The organism is Aeromonas sp. s11, from assembly GCF_040907945.1.
In the GTDB taxonomy this organism is placed as follows: Bacteria; Pseudomonadota; Gammaproteobacteria; order Enterobacterales; family Aeromonadaceae; genus Aeromonas; species Aeromonas veronii.
Genome location: NZ_JBFOCU010000062.1, coordinates 383,209 through 400,371, shown reverse-complemented (window position 1 = coordinate 400,371; position 17,163 = coordinate 383,209). Strand labels below are relative to the sequence as shown.

Sequence of the window (17,163 nt, the reverse complement as noted above, 5' to 3'; positions counted from 1 at the left end):
AACACCACTGCAGGAGGGGAAGGCCGACGGCGCGCCTGATGAATGCCTGATGCCGCTCTTGTTATCCCCGAAAACGCCCCGTATTGTATCGGGCTTGCCCGGGAGATGGAGTCTTTCGGGTTAATTTTTTCAGGAGTTTTTATGGGTTATGAGTGGCTGGCCCTCGCATCGGCCAGTTTATGGGCAGTTGCAGCGCTAATTTCGGTCAAACCGGCCCGTCATCTCGGCGCATTTGCTTACAGCCGCTGGCGCATGTTTCTGGTCAGCCTGATGCTCTGCACCATGAGTCTGCTCACTGGCGGCTGGCAAACCCTCACCGCAAGCGCCCTGCCCCTGCTCGCCATCTCGGGGCTGGTCGGCATCTTCGTGGGCGATACCGCGCTGTTTGCCTGCATGAACCGGTTGGGGCCAAGACGCAGTGCCCTGCTCTTCTCCTGCCATGCGCTGTTTTCCGCCCTGCTTGGGCTCTGGCTCTTTAATGAACAGCTGACCGGCTGGCGACTGCTGGGGGCCGTGCTGGTCTTTGCCGGCGTGATGCTGGCGATCCTGTTTGGCAGACGCAGTAGCAGCAACGAGTGGGAGCAGATCCGTGGCAATCTGGCGCTGGGAATAGGCCTTGGCCTGACGGCGGCACTGTGTCAAAGCGTGGGAGCCATCATTGCTAAACCGGTGATGATGAGTGGTGAGGTGGATGCGGTGAGTGCATCGGGTATCCGGATGGGCAGTGCCCTGCTGGCCCACTGCGTCCTGCGGCTGGGGCGCTTGCCGCTGGCCATGCCGCTAAAACCGGTCAATCGCCAGATCCTCGCCATGATTGCCACCAACGGTTTTCTGGCGATGGGGCTGGGGATGACGCTGATCCTGATGGCGTTGCGGCAGGGCGAGGTGGGCATGGTGGCCATTCTCTCCTCCACCACGCCGGTACTGCTGCTGCCGCTGTTGTGGTGGCACTCGGGGGAGCGGCCATCCATTGCCGCCTGGGCGGGGGCACTAATTGCCACCCTGGGCACCGCGCTGGTGCTGGGCTTCAGCACTCACTGACACCCGGCACCATCCCAGATCAGAACAGGGCAATCTCCTCAGCGGTCAGCTCGCGGTATTCACCGGGGGCCAGATCTTCGTCCAGCGTCAGGCCGCCCACACGCTCGCGATGCAAGCCAACGACCTTGTTACCGATGGAGGCAAACATCCGCTTGACCTGGTGGTACTTGCCTTCGTGGATGGTCAGGCGTGCCTCGCACTCGCCGAGAATTTCCAGCTGGGCAGGACGAGTTTTATCGGTCTCGTTACGCAGGTAGACCCCTTCGGCGAACAGCGCGATCGCATCCGGGCTTACCGGATCGGCCAGCCAGACGTGATAGGTCTTGGCACACTCGTGACGCGGTGAGGTGATGCGGTGGGACCATTGACCATCGTCGGTCACCAGCACCAGACCCGTGGTATCGAGGTCGAGGCGACCCACTACGTGCAGCTTGCCCATCGCCGGTTCATCCATCAGGAAGAAGACGGTCGGGTGATCCGGATCCTCGTTGGAGCAGACATACCCTTCCGGCTTGTGCAGCATGAAATAGCGGTTGCGCTGCTCCAGCGTCAGCAGCACGCCGTCAAACTCGATCTGGCTCTGCTCATTGATATGAAAGGCGGGCTGCTTGACCACAATGCCATCCACCATGACCTCGCCCTGACGGATCAGTTTGCCTGCCAGCGAGCGGGTCAAATCGGAACAATCGCACAGAAATTTATCAAGCCGCATTCACAACCTCGGAGTCCAACAAGTAAAGGGGCGTCATTATATCGGGCGGGGGCGACAACGCCACTGTTAAGGGGTTGCCAATTATGACGAACTGGTCATCCGATGTTACACTTCTCCGGTGTGACCCATCCGAACGATACTCATAATAATAAGAGTCAGGAAGCCTCCATGAAGTCTCAAGCATCCTATCCCGTCATTCCCGTCAACCAACTGAAACCCGGCATGTATGTCATTGCTATCGCCAGCCAGACAGGTGGGATGGAGATCGCCCAGATGGGCTTGGTGACCAACGTGGCGCAAATTGCCAATCTGGTGCGTCAGGGAGTGCTCACGGTACGCATCGATCTGGCCCGCAGCAAGCTGGGCAGTGCCGAGAGTGACGCCGTTACCTCCCCCGACCTCAATGCCAACAGCGCCCAGGTAGGGCGCCGGGCCAGTGCCAACGGCGAAGGACGGGAGCTTAAAATCCGCCGCCTCTATCAGGAAGCGCGCGAGCTGCAAGGCAAGTTCATTCGCCACCTCAAAGCGGGTGAGCCCATCGACATAACTCCGCTGGCCGAAGTCGCCGAAGAGATGGTGGACACCATGTTCACCCACGGCGATGCCATGCTCTGTCTGGCCCGTATTCGCGCCAAGGATGCCTACCTGATGGAGCACTCCATGAACGTGGCCATTCTGCTGGCCAACTTCGGCCGCTATCTGGGACTGGAACGCAGCGTGCTCAAGGAGCTGACCCTGGGTGGCCTGCTGCACGACGTGGGCAAGATCATGACCCCGGACGAGGTGCTCCACAAACCGGGCAAGCTGACCGATGAGGAGTTCGCCATCATGCGTCAGCATGTGGTGCACAGTTACGAGATCCTCAGCAATACCCCTGGCATTACCCCCACCATGCTGGAGGTGGCCGCCAACCACCACGAGCGGCTCGATGGCTCCGGCTACCCGCAGCGACTCAAGGGGGAGCAGCTCTCTCTCTATACCCGGATGAGCGGCATCGTCGATGTCTATGATGCCATCACCGCGGATCGGGTCTACAAAGCAGGTATGCAGCCGACCCAGGCCTTCCGCATTCTGCTCAAGGGGATCAATCAGCACTTCGATGCCGAACTGGTTACCAAGTTCATCAAGTGCATGGGAGTCTATCCGGTGGGAACCCTGGTACAGCTCTCAAACCAGCGCCTGGCTATCGTGATGCAGCGCAACGAGCAGCAGCCGCTCAAGCCAGTAGTCAAGGTGATCTATCACGCCACCCAGCGTCACTACCTCGACGTACAGTGGCTGGATTTGGCCAAGTCAGGGGTGCAGGAGAGCATCGAAAACACGGTCGACCCCAAAGAGTTTGGCATCAACCTCGCCAACTTCTTCTAAATCTCTCACCTCGGATATTCATGATTGGCGCTGGCTGTCGAGCCAGTGCCGGATCAGAAACTCCTCATCCAGCGGCGAGAGATCAAAACGCAGGCTGGCCTCTTCAATGGCGGCGAGATCGTGCTGGTGATGCTCGCTAAGCCAAAGCACCGCACGACGCAAATCTTCACCATGGGGGAGCAGCAGATGGTCGCTCATGGGATACCTCCGGTAGACTGCAGGGCGGCCCGCGAACCTGGCCACCTGTTTCAAGTCTAGTCGGTCAATCCCCATCACCCGCGCTTCTTCACCCTCCCCCTCTCAATCACGGCAATCAGCTTGTCACCGGGATCAGCGACCGAAAGCGCGCTGCCAATCCTGATCAAACTTCGCCAATGCCGCATCCACCGCCGGCACGTTCAGCAACTGCTCCGCCACATCGAGCGGCAATGTGATCGATTGGCAACCGGCCAGCAGACAGTCGAGCGCTTGACGGGGAGTGCGGAATGACGCCGCCAGCACCTTGCTGTTCGGTGCGTGCAGCGCAAGCAGCTGTTGCAACTCCTGCACGGTGGCAATGCCATCGCCCCCCTGGGCATCCAGCCGGTTAACGTAGGGCGCGACATATTCCGCCCCCGCCACCGCCGCCAGCCAGCCCTGCAGCGGGGTATAGACCGCGGTGCCCAGGGTCGGCACGCCGTTGGCTGTCAGGCTCTTGATGGCCGCCAGCCCCTCTGCGCATACCGGGATCTTGATCACCAGATCCGGGTCCAGTTCACGCAAGGCAAATGCCTCGCGCACCATCTCGGTTTCGGTTTTGGCCATCACCTGGGCAAACAGGCGCGCCTTGGGCCCCAGCACGTCGCGCAGGGCGGGCAGCAGCTCGCTCAGCGGCAATCCCCCGGCGGCGGTAATGGAAGGATTGGTGGTGACACCGGCCAACGGCAGGATCCGTGACCAGCGACGCACTGCCGCCACATCGGCGGTATCGAGATACAGCTCCATCTCTAACTCCTTAACGGGATGTTCAATATGTCGCCATTCTAGCGATAAAACATCTGCAAATAGCTTGATCGAAATCAAATCAACTTTCGAATGAAAGCAAATAGAATGCAAATACAAAAGGAGGCGGTATGATTTTCGACCTGCAACGATATTCAACTCACGATGGCCCCGGCATTCGCACCCTGGTGTTTCTCAAGGGGTGCTCGCTGGCCTGTCTGTGGTGTCAAAACCCGGAGAGCCGCTCTCCCAAGCCGGACATACTACTCGACCGGCGCCAGTGCATCGAGGGATGCCAGCTCTGCAGCCAGGCTTGTCCGGCAATCTTGCGTGACAGCGAGGGCATCCAGCTCAGCCGTTCTGCCCTCAAGGCCGACGATATGGAACGGCTGCGCGGCCTCTGCCCCAGCGAAGCGCTGCAGGTGTGTGGTCGGGAGGAGAGCCTGGACACCCTGATGGACACCATCTTGCGGGATCGTCCCTTCTTCGAGCGCAGCGGCGGTGGCGTCACCCTCTCCGGTGGCGAGCCGTTTATGCAGCCCGACTTTGCCGCGTCCCTGCTGGCCCGCTGCAAGGCCGAAGGGCTGCACACCGCGGTCGAGAGCTGCCTCCATGTGCCTTGGCACCAGATTGAGCCAAGCCTCCCCTCATTGGATCTGGTGCTGGCGGATCTCAAACACGTGGATAAAGAACGTTTCTTCCACTGGACCCGCGGCAAGGTTGAGCTGCCCATCGCAAACCTCAAGCGCCTCGCCGAGCACGGTGTGCCCATGCAGATCCGGGTGCCACTCATTCCCGGCTTCAATGCCGACCGCGCATCGATCTGCGCCATCACCGACACCGCCGCCAGCCTCGGCACGGTGCAGGAGATCCACTTCCTTCCCTACCACACGCTGGGGATGGGCAAATATGCCCTGCTGGATCTGCCCTATCAGGCGCCGGAGACACCGCTCGACGACCCCGATTTACTCCACTTTGCCCATGCATACGCCCAACGTCAGGGGCTGACCCCTGTGACCAGAGGATAAGATCATGACCCAGCTCGACCTCAATGCCCTCAGCCCGCGGATCCGCGCCCACAAAGAGAGCCTGATCCACATCGTTCAGCCACCGGTCTGCACCGAGCGTGCCCGCCACTACACCGAGGCCTATCAGGCTCATCTCGCCCGGCCGCTGCCGGTACGCCGCGCTCTTGCGCTGGCTCATCACCTCAAGGCGCGCACCATCTGGATCAAGCACGACGAGCTTATCGTCGGCAATCAGGCCAGTCAGGTACGGGCGGCGCCACTGTTTCCTGAGTACACGGTGAGCTGGATTGAGAAGGAGATCGACGAGCTGGCGGACAGACCCGGCGCCAGCTTTGCGGTGAGCGAGGCAGACAAGCTGGCCATCCACGCCCTCACCCCCTTCTGGCGCGGCCAGACGGTGCAGGATCGCTGCTTCGGCCTCTTTACCGACGAGCAAAAAGCGCTGCTGGAGAGCGGCATCATCAAGGCCGAGGGCAACATGACCTCGGGAGATGCCCACCTCGCGGTCAACTATGAGGAGCTGCTCACGCTGGGGCTCGATGGCTTCAAGGCCAAGGTGGCCGAGCGGCGCAGTCGGCTGGATTTGGCGGATTGGGCCGATCTGCAGCGCGAGCAGTTCCTGCACGCCGTCGCCATCACTCTGGATGCGGTCAGCGCTCACATCTCGCGCTACGCCGCACTTGCCCATGATATGGCAGCACAAGAATCTCGCCCCGAGCGCCGAAGCGAGCTTGAGACCATAGCGCTCAACTGCGCCCACATCGCCCACCAGCCACCCGAGACCTTCTGGCAGGCGCTGCAGCTCTGCTACTTTATCCAGCTCATCCTGCAGATCGAATCCAACGGCCACTCGGTGTCGTTTGGCCGGATGGATCAGTACCTCTACCCCTGGTATCGCCGTGAAGTGGAACTGTCGGAATCCCTGTCACGCCCCCGCGCCATCGAACTGCTGCAAGGGTGCTGGCTCAAGTTGCTGGAGGTGAACAAGATCCGCTCCGGCACCCACTCCAAGGCCTCCGCCGGCAGCCCGCTCTATCAGAACGTCACCATCGGCGGCCAGAACTGGCGGGATGGTGCAGCCCATGACGCGGTCAACGGCCTCTCCTACGCGATTCTGGAGTCCTGCGGCCAGCTCCGATCCACCCAGCCCAACCTCTCTGTGCGCTATCATGCCGGGATGAGCGAGGATTTCCTCGACGCCTGCATTCAGGTGATCCGCTGCGGCTTCGGCATGCCCGCCTTCAACAACGACGAGGTGGTGATCCCCGAGTTCATCAAGCTCGGGGTGAGCGTGGAGGATGCCCACCACTACGCCGCCATCGGCTGCATCGAGACCGCCGTGCCAGGCAAATGGGGCTACCGCTGCACCGGCATGAGCTTTATCAACTTCGCCCGCATCTTGCTGGCCTCCCTCGATGGCGGCCGCGATGCCACCACCGGCAAGGTCTTCCTGCCCCAAACCCAATCGCTGCGAGACGGTAACTTTGGCAACTTTGACGAGGTGATGGCCCGCTGGGATGAGCAGGTGCGCTACTTCACCCGCAAATCCATCGAGATCGACTGCGTGGTCGACAGCGTGCTGGAAGCCCAAGCCCATGACATCCTCTGCAGCACCCTGGTAGATGACTGCATCGAGCGCGGCAAGACCATCAAGGAGGGGGGCGCCGTCTATGACTGGGTCTCCGGTCTGCAGGTGGGGATAGCCAACCTCGGCAACAGCCTGGCAGCCCTGAAGAAACTGGTGTTCGAGCAGGGGATTGTGGATCAGCAAGAGCTGGCCGAAGCACTCGAACAAGATTTTGCCGGGCTGGCAGGGGAGCAGCTGCGCATGCGCCTCACCAACGCCGCCCCCAAATATGGCAACGATCTGGACGAGGTTGACCTGCTGCTGGTGCAGGCTTACCAGAGCTACATCGACGAGATCAAGGGGCTGCACAACACCCGCTTCGGCCGTGGCCCCATCGGCGGCACCTACTATGCCGGCACCTCCTCCATCTCCGCCAACGTGCCCTTCGGTGCCGCCACCATGGCTACCCCGGATGGTCGCCATGCCCGCACGCCGCTGGCGGAAGGGGCCAGCCCCTCCTCGGGGTCGGATCGTCTCGGCCCGACGGCAGTATTTAACTCCATCGGCAAGCTGCCCACGGCGGCCATTCTCGGCGGGGTGCTGCTCAACCAGAAGCTGAGCCCGGCGAGCCTTGAGAACGAGAGGGACAAAGCCAAGCTGATGAGCCTGCTACGCACCTTCTTCGAAGTGCACAAGGGGTGGCATGTGCAGTACAACATCGTCTCGCGGGAGACCCTGCTGGCAGCCAAGGCCCATCCCGATCAGTACCGGGATCTGGTGGTACGGGTGGCGGGCTATTCAGCCTTCTTCACCGCCTTATCCCCGGATGCGCAAGATGATATCATCGCCCGCACCGAGCACAGTCTCTGACGGGGCGCACCCATGGCGCCAGTGACGTCATATGATTGGCAAGCCACCCCACGGGTGGCTTGCCGCTATCCAACACCTTCTATGTGAGCGCACCATGAATCCACGCCACCAACTGATCCTCACTCTGGTCCATCAGGCTCGCAAGATGAGCGTGAGTGAACTCTCCCGACATACCGGCGTGTCTGAGGTGACGGTGCGCAACGACCTCACCGCGCTGGAGAAGCAGGGACTGCTCAGACGGGTACACGGCTCGGCCATGGCGCTAGAGACCGATGACCCGGATGCCCGGATGAACATCAATTACCTGCTCAAGGAGCGCCTCGCCGAGCGGGCCGCCCAGCTGGTGGAAGATGGCGAGACGGTCTTTATCGAGGGGGGCAGCGCCAACGCCATGCTGGCGCGCCATCTGGCCCTGCACAAACGGGTCACCATCATCACCATCAGCAGCTATATCGCCCATCTGCTCAAAGACACCCCGGCTCAGGTGGTGCTGCTCGGCGGGCTGTTCCAGCATCAGAGCGAGAGCGTGGTGGGGCCGCTCACTCGCCTCTGCATCGAGCAGGTGCACTTCTCCAAGGCCTTTATCGGGGTGGATGGCTTTCATCCCGAGATGGGTTTCACCGGCCGCGATATGATGAGGGCCGATGTGGTCAACAGCGTGCTGGCCAAGGGGATGACCAATGTGGTGATCACCGACAGCAGCAAATTTGGCGCCATCCACCCGAGCCAGCTTGGCGCGCCGGGCCAGATCAACGTGCTGGTTACCGATGATGCCCTGCCCGCCCCCATGCGGGCAGCCATTGCGGCCAAGGGGATCACCCTGCACTGCGTTGCGGCCTGATCTGCCCTGATCTTGCCATCAGGACCTGCCACCAGAAAAATCCAAACGGGTCTTTCTCCTTGACACTCACCATCTGCACAAGGGTATGCTCCCACCCTTGCCGATCGCGCCGAGCTGTGTAAACCCACTCACTCGCCGCAGTGCTGCTGACAAGGATTTCAACCATGCAAACCAAGGACAAGTGTCTGGCCGCTCTGGTCATCCTCTGCTGGGGGCTCAACTTCGTCGCCATCAAGTGGGGGCTGGAGGGGATTCCCCCCCTGCTGCTGGGTGCGCTGCGCTTTATCGGTGTGGTCTTTCCCGCCATCTTGCTGGTGCCCAAGCCCGCCATGCCCTGGCGCTGGCTGCTGGCCTATGGCGGCGCCATCAGCCTCGGCCAGTTCGCATTTTTGTTCAGCGCCATGAAATTCGGCATGCCCGCAGGTATGGCCTCGCTGGTGCTGCAGTCGCAGGTGGTGTTCACCCTGCTGTTTGCGATGATCTGGCTCGGGGAGCGCTGGCAACCCCACCACTGGGTGGCGCTGCCCTTGGCGGGTTTCGGCCTCTATCTCATTGCCACCCACGGTGAAGGCAACTTGACCCTGTTAGGGTTTATCCTGACGCTGTGCGCCGCAGCCTGTTGGGGCCTTGGCAACGTCATCAATCGCCAGATTGGTCTGCGCTACCAGACCACGCTGCCGAGCCTGATCGCCTGGGGCGGTCTGGTGCCCATCCTGCCATTTTTCGCCCTCTCCTGGCTGTTCGAAGGGCCGGAGCTGATGGCCAGCAGCCTGCGCGACTTCAGCTGGCAGGGATTGCTGTGCGTGCTCTATCTCTCGTATGTCGCGACCTGGCTGGGTTACGGCCTGTGGGGACGACTGCTGATGCGCTATCCGGTGGCGCAGGTGGCACCGCTCTCCCTGCTGATCCCCTGTGTCGGCATGGTCACGGCAGCGCTGCTGCTCGATGAACATCCAACACCCTTGCAGTGGCTGGGCTCAGCTCTGGTGCTGCTCGGCTTTGTGGTCCATCTGCTGGGTAGCCGACTGCGCTGGTTCAAACCACAGAGAGCGACATGATGAGCGCCTGCCCATTTACGCTATTTCATTGACCTGACAGGATAAAATTTTCATGATGAGCCAGTCCCCATCGGGACTGACATCACCAGTGCGTGATCTGCAGGAAGCAGACTTCAGGAGAGCAAGGACATGCCATCGACCATCACCGCCGGGGAGCGCCGACTCTCCCCTATCATTCGCGCCACCGCCATCACCCTGACCCTGTGCTGGAGCCCGTTTGGCTGGAGTGCCACGCTGCCTGCCGACTTGAAGTGGGAGAGCAACAACCAGGATCCTCTGTATGCCGATCCGGCCGCCAAGCGCGGCGGCACCTTTCGCACCTTTATGACCAGCTTCCCCCTGACCCTGCGCAAATATGGCCCCGACTCCAACGGCGGCTTTGCCGGTTACGTGCGGGAAACCAACCTGCCACTGCTGAGCACTCATCCCGTCACCGGCAACCCCATGCCGATGTTGGCAAACGAGTGGGCCTTCGGCGCCGACAACAAGACCCTTTATTTTCGCATCAATCCCAAAGCGCACTGGTCAGACGGCCAACCGGTCACCGCCAATGACTGGCTCTTTACCCTCAAGATGATGCTCAGCAAGGAGATCAACGACCCCTGGTACAACAACTACTACAGCACCCAGATAGCAGACATTACCAAGTTTGATGATCACACCCTGGCCATCACCAGCGGCACCGAAAAGAGCCGCCAGGATCTGCTCGAGTCGCTGCCCATCAGCCCAGAGCCGAGCCATGCCATCAAGCTCACCAGCAATTGGGTCAAGGAGTACAACTGGAAGGTGTTGCCGGTCACCGGCCCCTATCAGATCGATCAGGTGAAAAAGGGTAAATCGGTCACCTTCAAACGGATTGAAAACTGGTGGGGAGATGACGAGCGCTACTTCCAGTATCGCTTCAATCCCGCGCAGATCGAGATCAAGGTGCTCAGGGATCTGAACATCGCCTGGCAGCACTTCCTGCACGGCGATCTCGACAGCTTCCCGCTGGTGATGCCCAACTGGTGGCACGACAAGACCAACACCGCCGAGTTCGAGAAGGGGTATATCGGGCGTACCTGGTTCTACAATCAGACCCCGCAATCGCCGATGGGGCTCTATCTCAACACCGCCGATCCGCAGTTGAATAATCTCGATGTGCGGCTCGGGGTCCAGCATGCCCTCAACCTCGACAAGATGCTCACCACCCTGCTGCGGGGGGATTACCAGCGACTCAACAGTTATGGCTCAGGTCAGGGTGAGTTTACCAACAGCGAGATCAAGGCCCGTCCATTCGATCCCAAACTGGCACGGGAATACTTTGCCAAGGCAGGCTTTAACAAAGTGGGGCCACAGGGGATTTTGCAAAACGACAAGGGGCAGTCACTGACGCTCGCTATCACCTATACCACCGCGGAGCACGCCCAGCGGCTCACGCTGTTGCGGGAAGAGGCCAAGAAGGCGGGGCTTAATCTGGAGCTCAACCTGATGGATGCATCGGCCGGTTTCAAATCGATGCTGGAGAAAAAGCACCAGAGCGCCTGGATGGCCTGGGCGGGCAGCCGCTATCCCGCCTATTGGGAGTTCTTCCACAAGGTCAACGCCAACAAGCCCCAGACCAACAACATCATGAACATCGATGACGATGCCATCACGGCTCTGGTGGAGCAGTATGACAAGGAGTTCGACTTTGCCAAAAAGGCGGCCCTGTCACGGCAGATCCAGCAGCGGCTCTATGAGCTGGCAAGCTTCGTCCCCGCCTATCAGGTGCCCTACACCCGGGAAGGCGCCTGGCGCTGGATAAAACTACCAAAAGTACCTGCAACACCCAAGAGCGAGCAGCTTTACTGGCCTCTTGGGGGCGACAACAGCGGTTACAGCTATGGCGGTCTGCTGTGGATTGATGAAGAGCTAAAAACCGAGACCAGGGCAGCTATCAAGAGCGGCAAAACCTTCCCGGCCGAGCCCATCATCGACACCACCTATCGCCAGCCCTGATAGCCACAACTCGTTTGGCAAACAGACCTAAAACAAAGACCCCGCCAGATAGCGGGGTCTTTGTTGGCAACCGGTGTTGCGAATAGCTCGGTGATCAGCCGCGTTTGGCCTGCTTCTCGGCAATGGCGTCAGCCACGTCAGCCGGCTCCAGTACGATGCCTTCCTGATCCGGGGTCGGGAACACGGCAACACACAGCTCGTCCTGCTCCATACCGTCAACCCAGCGCTCCAGCCACACCTTCAGGGTGATGGACTGTGGCTTGCAATCGGCCCATTCGCCTTCGGCCCACGCCTTGGCGTACTCCGGGTGCGGCCATACCGGGATGCAATCTTCATCGTCGGTGGTCAGCATCATGACGCCATGCTCGTCAGTCAGGACGAACAGCTCTTCATGCTCGACCAGCTTGCTGATGAAGTGATCGTAACGGTAATCAGCGTTCAGTTGCAGCGCGGCATTGCGCTCGGTGTCGCTCAGTTCATAGCTCATTGGCCAAGTCTCTCTCTCGATAAAGGGCGCCATGTTCACATCTTGTCGTCAGCTTGTCCAGCTTGCAGCCCCTTGGCACCGGATGGGGAGGACAATGACGCCAATAAGGATAGAGCAGCCTCCTCGATAGCGAGACTGCCAGCCATCATATTGCCCCTTTTACAGCGCAGGCGTGATCAGCTCCACATCAGGCTGCTCGCTCAGCTTTTGCCGCAGCCAGTAGGCGGACTCCACTTCGACAAAGCAGAGCAGCTCCCGGCCATTGGCCGCCATCGCCATCAGCTGCTCAAAACGCTGCTGTTGCTGTCGCTCCCAGGCGGCAGCAAGTTTAGCACCGTGGGCCTCATCCACCACTTCGCGGCGCAACTCGAACAGGTTATCGGTGATCGGGCTGTTGATCTTGGCGGCGGTGTGCCAGTACATCAGCAGGTTATCCATCATCTCGCTGTCGTAGTTGGCCAGTGCATCCAGCTCGGGAGTATCACCGCTGTCGCTGGCGGCAAAATCACACCAGCCCGCATCAAGTGACGCCAGCTCATGAGCCCCCTTGGCATGCTTGCGTAACAGCGCAATGTCGGCCCCCTTGCGTGCAGGTAACCACACCTCGCCCTGATAGGCATCCAGCAGGGACGTCAACGAAGCAGCGGGGTAAACCGGAAAGCGGGTACAAAGTGAATGCAGCAGGGATACCAGAGTGATCTTGACCATGAGCGATACCTTGAACAGGGCGGACAGCCACCAATAGACCGTCCGATATAAAGAAGTGCCCTATCCTACCACGTTTGGTCCGGCTCGGCCCTTGGCGAAGCTGTCAGCCAACCATCTGATTACGCCGAAAAAAACAGCATTTGAAACGCAGCATCCAGCCAAAGATCAATAATTTGAGCCAGCGCCCACTAAAGTGGATCCGGGGATGCTAGTTTGCATACATCTTTAGCGTAAGGAGTAAATCCATGATTGGGATCGACCAGGTTTCTAACGAATTCGTGAACGATTTGAAAATACTGGCATGCTTTGATCCGGCCAACATGAGCCTGGGGATTAAATTACGCAGCGATATGTCTGAAGAGTTGTGCCAGGCGGCAGCCCGTCTGCATCAACAGGGGCTCATCAGCGCAGAAGATGGCGGCTATCTCACCCCGTTTGGCATGACCATGGTTGAACACCTGCAACATCTGCTGGTCGCACTCAAACCGCTTTGACCGGCTGTGGTGCCCAGAGTGAAAAGTTGAGTAGCTCCCAGCGCTCCCCTTGGTGAAGATGACAGGCAAACAGCAAAGGACCTTCGGGTCCTTTTACTTTGCCATCCACCAGCCACTCCCCCTCCCTTTCAGGCACCAGTCGCGCATTCACCTCATCGGGTTGCTGTGCAGTGCCCATCCGGACCTGGACAAATTGCTGGCAGATCACCTGCGCTTCCATCGCGGATTGAACCGGTACCGGCGCATCGGACGTCGGAGTCAAGGTGGCAGCAAGCAGGAGCGATAGCAGCATGATTCAGCACATGGGAGTCAGTAGCAGAAGCCAGATAAACAAAAAGCCGTGGCACCAGAGGTACCACGGCTTTCTTAAATTCTGTAAGAATTACAGAGCGGTTACGTTCTCAGCCTGCGGGCCTTTCTGACCTTGGGTCACAGAGAACTGTACGCGCTGACCTTCAGCCAGGGTACGGAAACCGTTACCTTGAATGGCGCTGAAGTGAACGAAAACGTCCGGGCCGTTTTCTTGCTGGATGAAGCCAAAACCTTTGGTTTCGTTGAAAAACTTAACGGTACCGGTGATCATGTTAGACATATCTTTTAAACCTGTATTCAAAATAATTACTTATGCTTTTCAGCGGGTAAAGCTCAAAAAACGGGATTAACTTATGAACAACAGGACAAGATGTGAAACATCGTATTCATTGACATAACTATCGCCCTTTCAAGCTGGTTTGGATTATACGTGGCTTTGTAGATTACGCAAACAAATTTGTGCCCTGCCAATGACAGGGCACAAACCGTTATAAGGTGGCTGCTTCCAACGCTTCGACCAGCGCTCTGAGAAAACGAGCCGCCTCCCCGCCAGTACAGGCTCTGTGGTCAAATGTCATCGACAGCGGCAATGCCCTGACGGGACGCGCTTCACCATGGATGAACACCACTTTTTCGAACAGTTTGCCTGCCCCTATGATGGCCACCTGCGGCGGCGTCACGATGGGGCTCGCATAGCGGCCTGCGATAGCGCCGAAGTTGGTGAGCGTGATGGTCGCCCCCTGCAACATCTCGCGCGGCACGGCGCGCGCCTTCACATCGGCGATCATCCGATCCAGCCCCTGCCGGATATCCGCCCCCTCCCGCTCGGCCACGTTCTCCATCACCGGCACATAGAGGCCATGCTTTGAATCCACCGCGATGGCTACATTAACCTCTTTGAACAGCCGCCGTGACAGGGTGTCACCATCAAACCAGGCATTCATCGAGGGCTCGGCGCGGCACGCCACGCCAATGGCCTTGATAAGGCGCACCGTCACATCCTCATCAGGCCGCCAGTGACGCAAATCCACCTCGTCGGTGATGCTGACCGGCACCACAGTCTGATGAGAGAGCTCCATCGCCTTGGCCATGGCCCTGCGCGACCCTTTGAGGAATTCGTTGCCACTGCTCTGCTGTGACTCGAATGCCTGCTGCACATCCAGCTCGGTCACCATGCCGCCGCTGCCACTTCCCTTGAGCCGGTCGATATCCAGACCCAGTTTTTGTGCCAATAACCGTACGGCTGGCATGGCTTGCACCAGCGCTCCCCCCGGGGCAATGGCCCCCACCACGAAGTGATCCTCGATATGTTGCTGATGGGCGCTCACCTTGCCCACCACGGTGCCATCATCTTCGCCCCCCTCGAACTCCACCAGCGGCGCACCGATATGGAGGATATCCCCCTCGGCGCCGCAGAGACGGGCAATCACCCCGGCTACCGGAGAGGGTACATCCACCAGCGCCTTGGCCGTTTCCACCGACAAGAGCACCTGATCGACCTCGACGGTATCCCCGGCACTCACCTTCCACTCGACGATCTCGGCTTCGGCCAACCCTTCACCCAGATCCGGTAATTTGAAAAATTTCATAGCCACTGGTTCTCCATCAGCTGGTGAGCGGCATCGGCGATATCCTGCTCGGTGATGAGGTAATACGCTTCGTTGCGATAGTAGGGAACGGCGGCATCCACGCCGGTCAGCCGTTTGGGCGGCGCCTTGAGGCTGGGGAGTGCCTGCTCGGTCACCCGCGCCACAATTTCGGCCCCGACTCCGAAGCTGCCACATGCCTCGTGCACCACCAGCAACCGGCCGGTCTTGCGTACCGAGGCGAGGATGGTCTCCATATCCAGCGGCTTGATGGTGGCCAGATCCAGCACCTCGCACTGGATATCCTGCTCGGCCAACAGGTTCGCCGCCCGCATCACCTCCTGAATGCAGGCCCCCCAGGCCACTACCGTGATATCCCGGCCCGGGCGCAGGGTGAAGCAGACATCCAGCGGCAGGCCGACACCGTCATCCACCACCTCGGATTTCATCGAGCGATAGATGCGGTCCGGTTCGAAAAACATCACGGGATCCGGATCGCGGATGGCCGAGAGCAGCAGGCCATAGGCGCGTCTCGGGCTGGAGGGGATCACCACCCGTAGCCCCGGAATATGGGCAAACAGCGCCTCGACGCTCTCGCTGTGGTGTTCCGGCGAGTGAATGCCTGCGCCATAGGGAGAGCGATAGACAAGGGGGCAGGAGATACGGCCACGGGTACGGTTTCGCATCCGAGCCGCCTGACAGATGATCTGCTCCATTCCAGGGAAGATGAAGCCCTGAAACTGGAACTCAGCCACCGGCTTGAGCCCCTGGGTCGCCATGCCAACCGCCACCCCGGCGATCAATCCCTCGGCCAGCGGCGTGTCGATCACCCGCTTGAAACCGAACTTGTCGCGCAGGCCCACAGTGGCGCGAAACACCCCGCCGTTGACCCCCACATCCTCGCCGAGTACCACCACATCCGGGTCGTGCTCCATCTCGTAGTGAAGGGCCATGTTGACCGCTTCCAACAAACTGATCTCACTCATGGCCAACCTCCTGCTTCATCCCCTTGGCAATCACTCGCTCGCGCTGGGGCAAGAGTTCGGCAGGCAGGCTGGCGTAGTGATAATCGAGCATCGCCTCCGGTGGCTGGGGCGCCATCGCCTCATAGCGGGCGACCGCCTGTTCGACCTCTCGGGTGGCCTCCGCCAGCAGGCTCTGCTCCTGCTCTTCATCCCACCAGCCCTGGCTGTGCATAAACTGGCGCAGCCGCTTGACCGGCTCTTTCGCCCAGGCGGCCTCGACCTCGGCCCCATCTCGATAGCGCGTGGCATCGTCGGCCGTGGTGTGATCGCCGAGGCGATAACTGACCGCTTCTATCAGGGTCGGCCCCTTGCCGCTGCGGGCCCGCTCTACGGCACTGCGCGCGGCATCGTAGACCGCCACCACATCGTTGCCATCCACCTGCAGGCTGCGCACCCCGGCACCAATCCCCTTCTGGGCCAGCGTAGGAGCGCTCGATTGCAGCTTGCGCGGCACCGAGATGGCCCACTGGTTGTTGTTGACGATGATGACCATCGGCAGGTGCCAGACACCGGCGCAGTTCAGCCCCTCCAGAAAATCCCCCTTGGAGGTGCCGCCGTCGCCGATAGTGACTACGGCAACCCGCGGTTGATTACGCAGTTTGAAGGCCGAGGCAATACCGCAGGCGTGGGTGATCTGGGTGGCGATGGGGACGCAGATGGGGAGATCTTCAGAGGGAGTCCCATCGGGTTTGAGAAAATAACTCCCCCGCTCGTCACCGCCCCAATATTGCAGGTTCTTCTCCATCGGTACGCCCCGCACATAGAGGGTGGGCATGTCCCGATAGTAGGGAACGTAGACATCCTGCGGCTGCATGGCGAGACCAATGCCAATCCCCACGGCTTCTGCGCCGAGATGGGAGGGAAAAGTACCGAGCTTGCCGGTTCGTTGCAGCGCAATCGCTTTTTTGTCATAGCTGCGCACCATCACCATATTGCGGTAGAAGGTGTGCAGTATCGCCTTGTCCAGCCAGGTCGGTAAGGTGGCGACCGGGCACCCTTCCGCATCGAGGTAACGAAGGAAAGGGATGTCGACATGGGTCATAACTGGCTCCTTGCCGTTGTAAGCGTCACCGATGCTGGTGACACCTAGATGTAAATACCTTGT

18 protein-coding genes are annotated in these 17,163 nt (G+C 60.0%); 8 read left to right on the top strand and 10 right to left on the bottom strand.

Features of this window, described 5'->3' with window-relative positions; translation table 11 throughout:
- Nucleotides 1-141 precede the first annotated feature (141 nt).
- Nucleotides 142-1,041, top strand: coding sequence for a DMT family transporter (locus AB5Y84_RS20415; protein ID WP_257725671.1), 900 nt, complete (start codon nt 142-144; stop codon nt 1,039-1,041).
- Between the two features lie 19 nt (nt 1,042-1,060).
- Here AB5Y84_RS20415 and rsuA read toward each other — a convergent pair whose 3' ends face one another.
- Nucleotides 1,061-1,753 carry a 16S rRNA pseudouridine(516) synthase RsuA gene (gene rsuA / locus AB5Y84_RS20410; RefSeq protein WP_064336826.1) on the bottom strand — a complete coding sequence of 231 codons (693 nt, stop codon included), beginning with the start codon at nt 1,751-1,753 and terminating at the stop codon, nt 1,061-1,063.
- A 168-nt stretch (nt 1,754-1,921) separates the two neighbouring features.
- On the opposite strand from rsuA, the gene AB5Y84_RS20405 reads away from it, so the two are divergent.
- Nucleotides 1,922-3,121, top strand: a complete 1,200-nt coding sequence (locus AB5Y84_RS20405) for an HD-GYP domain-containing protein (RefSeq protein WP_129504312.1) — start codon at nt 1,922-1,924, stop codon at nt 3,119-3,121.
- Between the two features lie 18 nt (nt 3,122-3,139).
- Here the strand turns inward: AB5Y84_RS20405 and AB5Y84_RS20400 are convergent, their stop codons facing one another.
- Both AB5Y84_RS20400 and fsa read right to left on the bottom strand, forming a co-directional pair.
- Complete coding sequence (locus AB5Y84_RS20400; protein ID WP_069555269.1) at nt 3,140-3,319, bottom strand: hypothetical protein; 180 nt, start codon at nt 3,317-3,319, stop codon at nt 3,140-3,142.
- A gap of 132 nt (nt 3,320-3,451) precedes the next feature.
- The gene (fsa, locus tag AB5Y84_RS20395; RefSeq protein ID WP_040066153.1) at nt 3,452-4,105 is read right to left on the bottom strand and encodes a fructose-6-phosphate aldolase; all 654 of its coding nucleotides are present in this window, start codon (nt 4,103-4,105) and stop codon (nt 3,452-3,454) included.
- A 128-nt stretch (nt 4,106-4,233) separates the two neighbouring features.
- Here fsa and AB5Y84_RS20390 point away from each other — a divergent pair, with 128 nt between their 5' ends.
- The 5 genes from AB5Y84_RS20390 (at nt 4,234) to AB5Y84_RS20370 (ending at nt 11,446) form a co-directional block, all read left to right on the top strand.
- Nucleotides 4,234-5,130, top strand: coding sequence for a glycyl-radical enzyme activating protein (locus AB5Y84_RS20390; RefSeq protein ID WP_257725670.1), 897 nt, complete (start codon nt 4,234-4,236; stop codon nt 5,128-5,130).
- A 4-nt stretch (nt 5,131-5,134) separates the two neighbouring features.
- Nucleotides 5,135-7,567: a formate C-acetyltransferase/glycerol dehydratase family glycyl radical enzyme gene (locus tag AB5Y84_RS20385; protein ID WP_257725669.1), complete on the top strand. Its 2,433-nt coding sequence runs from the start codon at nt 5,135-5,137 to the stop codon at nt 7,565-7,567.
- A 94-nt stretch (nt 7,568-7,661) separates the two neighbouring features.
- Nucleotides 7,662-8,408, top strand: coding sequence for a DNA-binding transcriptional regulator YciT (locus AB5Y84_RS20380; protein ID WP_005350628.1), 747 nt, complete (start codon nt 7,662-7,664; stop codon nt 8,406-8,408).
- Between the two features lie 164 nt (nt 8,409-8,572).
- Nucleotides 8,573-9,466: an EamA family transporter gene (locus AB5Y84_RS20375; protein WP_257725668.1), complete on the top strand. Its 894-nt coding sequence runs from the start codon at nt 8,573-8,575 to the stop codon at nt 9,464-9,466.
- A gap of 129 nt (nt 9,467-9,595) precedes the next feature.
- Nucleotides 9,596-11,446: an extracellular solute-binding protein gene (locus tag AB5Y84_RS20370; RefSeq protein ID WP_368177619.1), complete on the top strand. Its 1,851-nt coding sequence runs from the start codon at nt 9,596-9,598 to the stop codon at nt 11,444-11,446.
- 94 nt (nt 11,447-11,540) lie between these two features.
- Here AB5Y84_RS20370 and AB5Y84_RS20365 read toward each other — a convergent pair whose 3' ends face one another.
- Nucleotides 11,541-11,933 carry a DUF2750 domain-containing protein gene (locus tag AB5Y84_RS20365; RefSeq protein WP_005334204.1) on the bottom strand — a complete coding sequence of 131 codons (393 nt, stop codon included), beginning with the start codon at nt 11,931-11,933 and terminating at the stop codon, nt 11,541-11,543.
- 159 nt (nt 11,934-12,092) lie between these two features.
- A complete protein-coding gene (locus AB5Y84_RS20360; RefSeq protein WP_257725666.1) occupies nt 12,093-12,641 on the bottom strand; it encodes a hypothetical protein in 549 nt (182 codons plus the stop codon).
- A gap of 245 nt (nt 12,642-12,886) precedes the next feature.
- Between AB5Y84_RS20360 and AB5Y84_RS20355 the strand changes: the two genes are divergently transcribed.
- Nucleotides 12,887-13,135 carry a TIGR02647 family protein gene (locus tag AB5Y84_RS20355; RefSeq protein WP_005334209.1) on the top strand — a complete coding sequence of 83 codons (249 nt, stop codon included), beginning with the start codon at nt 12,887-12,889 and terminating at the stop codon, nt 13,133-13,135.
- On the opposite strand, the gene AB5Y84_RS20350 is transcribed toward AB5Y84_RS20355, so the two are convergent.
- The 5 genes from AB5Y84_RS20350 to pdhA all read right to left on the bottom strand — a co-directional run bounded on the left by AB5Y84_RS20350 (nt 13,122) and on the right by pdhA (nt 17,100).
- The gene (locus AB5Y84_RS20350) at nt 13,122-13,427 is read right to left on the bottom strand and encodes a hypothetical protein (RefSeq protein WP_108540234.1); all 306 of its coding nucleotides are present in this window, start codon (nt 13,425-13,427) and stop codon (nt 13,122-13,124) included. The genes AB5Y84_RS20355 and AB5Y84_RS20350 overlap by 14 nt on opposite strands.
- A 90-nt stretch (nt 13,428-13,517) precedes the next feature.
- The gene (locus tag AB5Y84_RS20345; protein ID WP_005302803.1) at nt 13,518-13,727 is read right to left on the bottom strand and encodes a cold-shock protein; all 210 of its coding nucleotides are present in this window, start codon (nt 13,725-13,727) and stop codon (nt 13,518-13,520) included.
- Between the two features lie 208 nt (nt 13,728-13,935).
- Nucleotides 13,936-15,036: a dihydrolipoamide acetyltransferase family protein gene (locus AB5Y84_RS20340; protein ID WP_257725665.1), complete on the bottom strand. Its 1,101-nt coding sequence runs from the start codon at nt 15,034-15,036 to the stop codon at nt 13,936-13,938.
- A complete protein-coding gene (locus AB5Y84_RS20335; RefSeq protein WP_257725664.1) occupies nt 15,033-16,019 on the bottom strand; it encodes an alpha-ketoacid dehydrogenase subunit beta in 987 nt (328 codons plus the stop codon). Before AB5Y84_RS20335 ends, AB5Y84_RS20340 begins: the two co-directional genes overlap by 4 nt.
- Complete coding sequence (gene pdhA / locus AB5Y84_RS20330) at nt 16,012-17,100, bottom strand: pyruvate dehydrogenase (acetyl-transferring) E1 component subunit alpha (protein WP_021231078.1); 1,089 nt, start codon at nt 17,098-17,100, stop codon at nt 16,012-16,014. Before pdhA ends, AB5Y84_RS20335 begins: the two co-directional genes overlap by 8 nt.
- Between the last annotated feature and the right edge of the window lie 63 nt (nt 17,101-17,163).

Bases quoted from the DNA above. Each gene is read 5' to 3' on its own strand.
- AB5Y84_RS20385 (WP_257725669.1), top strand. From the start codon at position 5,135: ATGACCCAGCTCGACCTCAATGCCCTCAGCCCGCGGATCCGCGCCCAC.
- AB5Y84_RS20400 (WP_069555269.1), bottom strand. From the start codon at position 3,319: ATGAGCGACCATCTGCTGCTCCCCCATGGTGAAGATTTGCGTCGTGCG.
- AB5Y84_RS20350 (WP_108540234.1), bottom strand. From the start codon at position 13,427: ATGCTGCTATCGCTCCTGCTTGCTGCCACCTTGACTCCGACGTCCGAT.
- fsa (WP_040066153.1), bottom strand. From the start codon at position 4,105: ATGGAGCTGTATCTCGATACCGCCGATGTGGCGGCAGTGCGTCGCTGG.
- AB5Y84_RS20365 (WP_005334204.1), bottom strand. From the start codon at position 11,933: ATGAGCTATGAACTGAGCGACACCGAGCGCAATGCCGCGCTGCAACTG.
- AB5Y84_RS20375 (WP_257725668.1), top strand. From the start codon at position 8,573: ATGCAAACCAAGGACAAGTGTCTGGCCGCTCTGGTCATCCTCTGCTGG.
- AB5Y84_RS20340 (WP_257725665.1), bottom strand. From the start codon at position 15,036: ATGAAATTTTTCAAATTACCGGATCTGGGTGAAGGGTTGGCCGAAGCC.
- AB5Y84_RS20335 (WP_257725664.1), bottom strand. From the start codon at position 16,019: ATGAGTGAGATCAGTTTGTTGGAAGCGGTCAACATGGCCCTTCACTAC.
- rsuA (WP_064336826.1), bottom strand. From the start codon at position 1,753: ATGCGGCTTGATAAATTTCTGTGCGATTGTTCCGATTTGACCCGCTCG.
- AB5Y84_RS20370 (WP_368177619.1), top strand. From the start codon at position 9,596: ATGCCATCGACCATCACCGCCGGGGAGCGCCGACTCTCCCCTATCATT.
- AB5Y84_RS20390 (WP_257725670.1), top strand. From the start codon at position 4,234: ATGATTTTCGACCTGCAACGATATTCAACTCACGATGGCCCCGGCATT.
- pdhA (WP_021231078.1), bottom strand. From the start codon at position 17,100: ATGACCCATGTCGACATCCCTTTCCTTCGTTACCTCGATGCGGAAGGG.
- AB5Y84_RS20405 (WP_129504312.1), top strand. From the start codon at position 1,922: ATGAAGTCTCAAGCATCCTATCCCGTCATTCCCGTCAACCAACTGAAA.
- AB5Y84_RS20380 (WP_005350628.1), top strand. From the start codon at position 7,662: ATGAATCCACGCCACCAACTGATCCTCACTCTGGTCCATCAGGCTCGC.
- AB5Y84_RS20415 (WP_257725671.1), top strand. From the start codon at position 142: ATGGGTTATGAGTGGCTGGCCCTCGCATCGGCCAGTTTATGGGCAGTT.
- AB5Y84_RS20355 (WP_005334209.1), top strand. From the start codon at position 12,887: ATGATTGGGATCGACCAGGTTTCTAACGAATTCGTGAACGATTTGAAA.
- AB5Y84_RS20345 (WP_005302803.1), bottom strand. From the start codon at position 13,727: ATGTCTAACATGATCACCGGTACCGTTAAGTTTTTCAACGAAACCAAA.
- AB5Y84_RS20360 (WP_257725666.1), bottom strand. From the start codon at position 12,641: ATGGTCAAGATCACTCTGGTATCCCTGCTGCATTCACTTTGTACCCGC.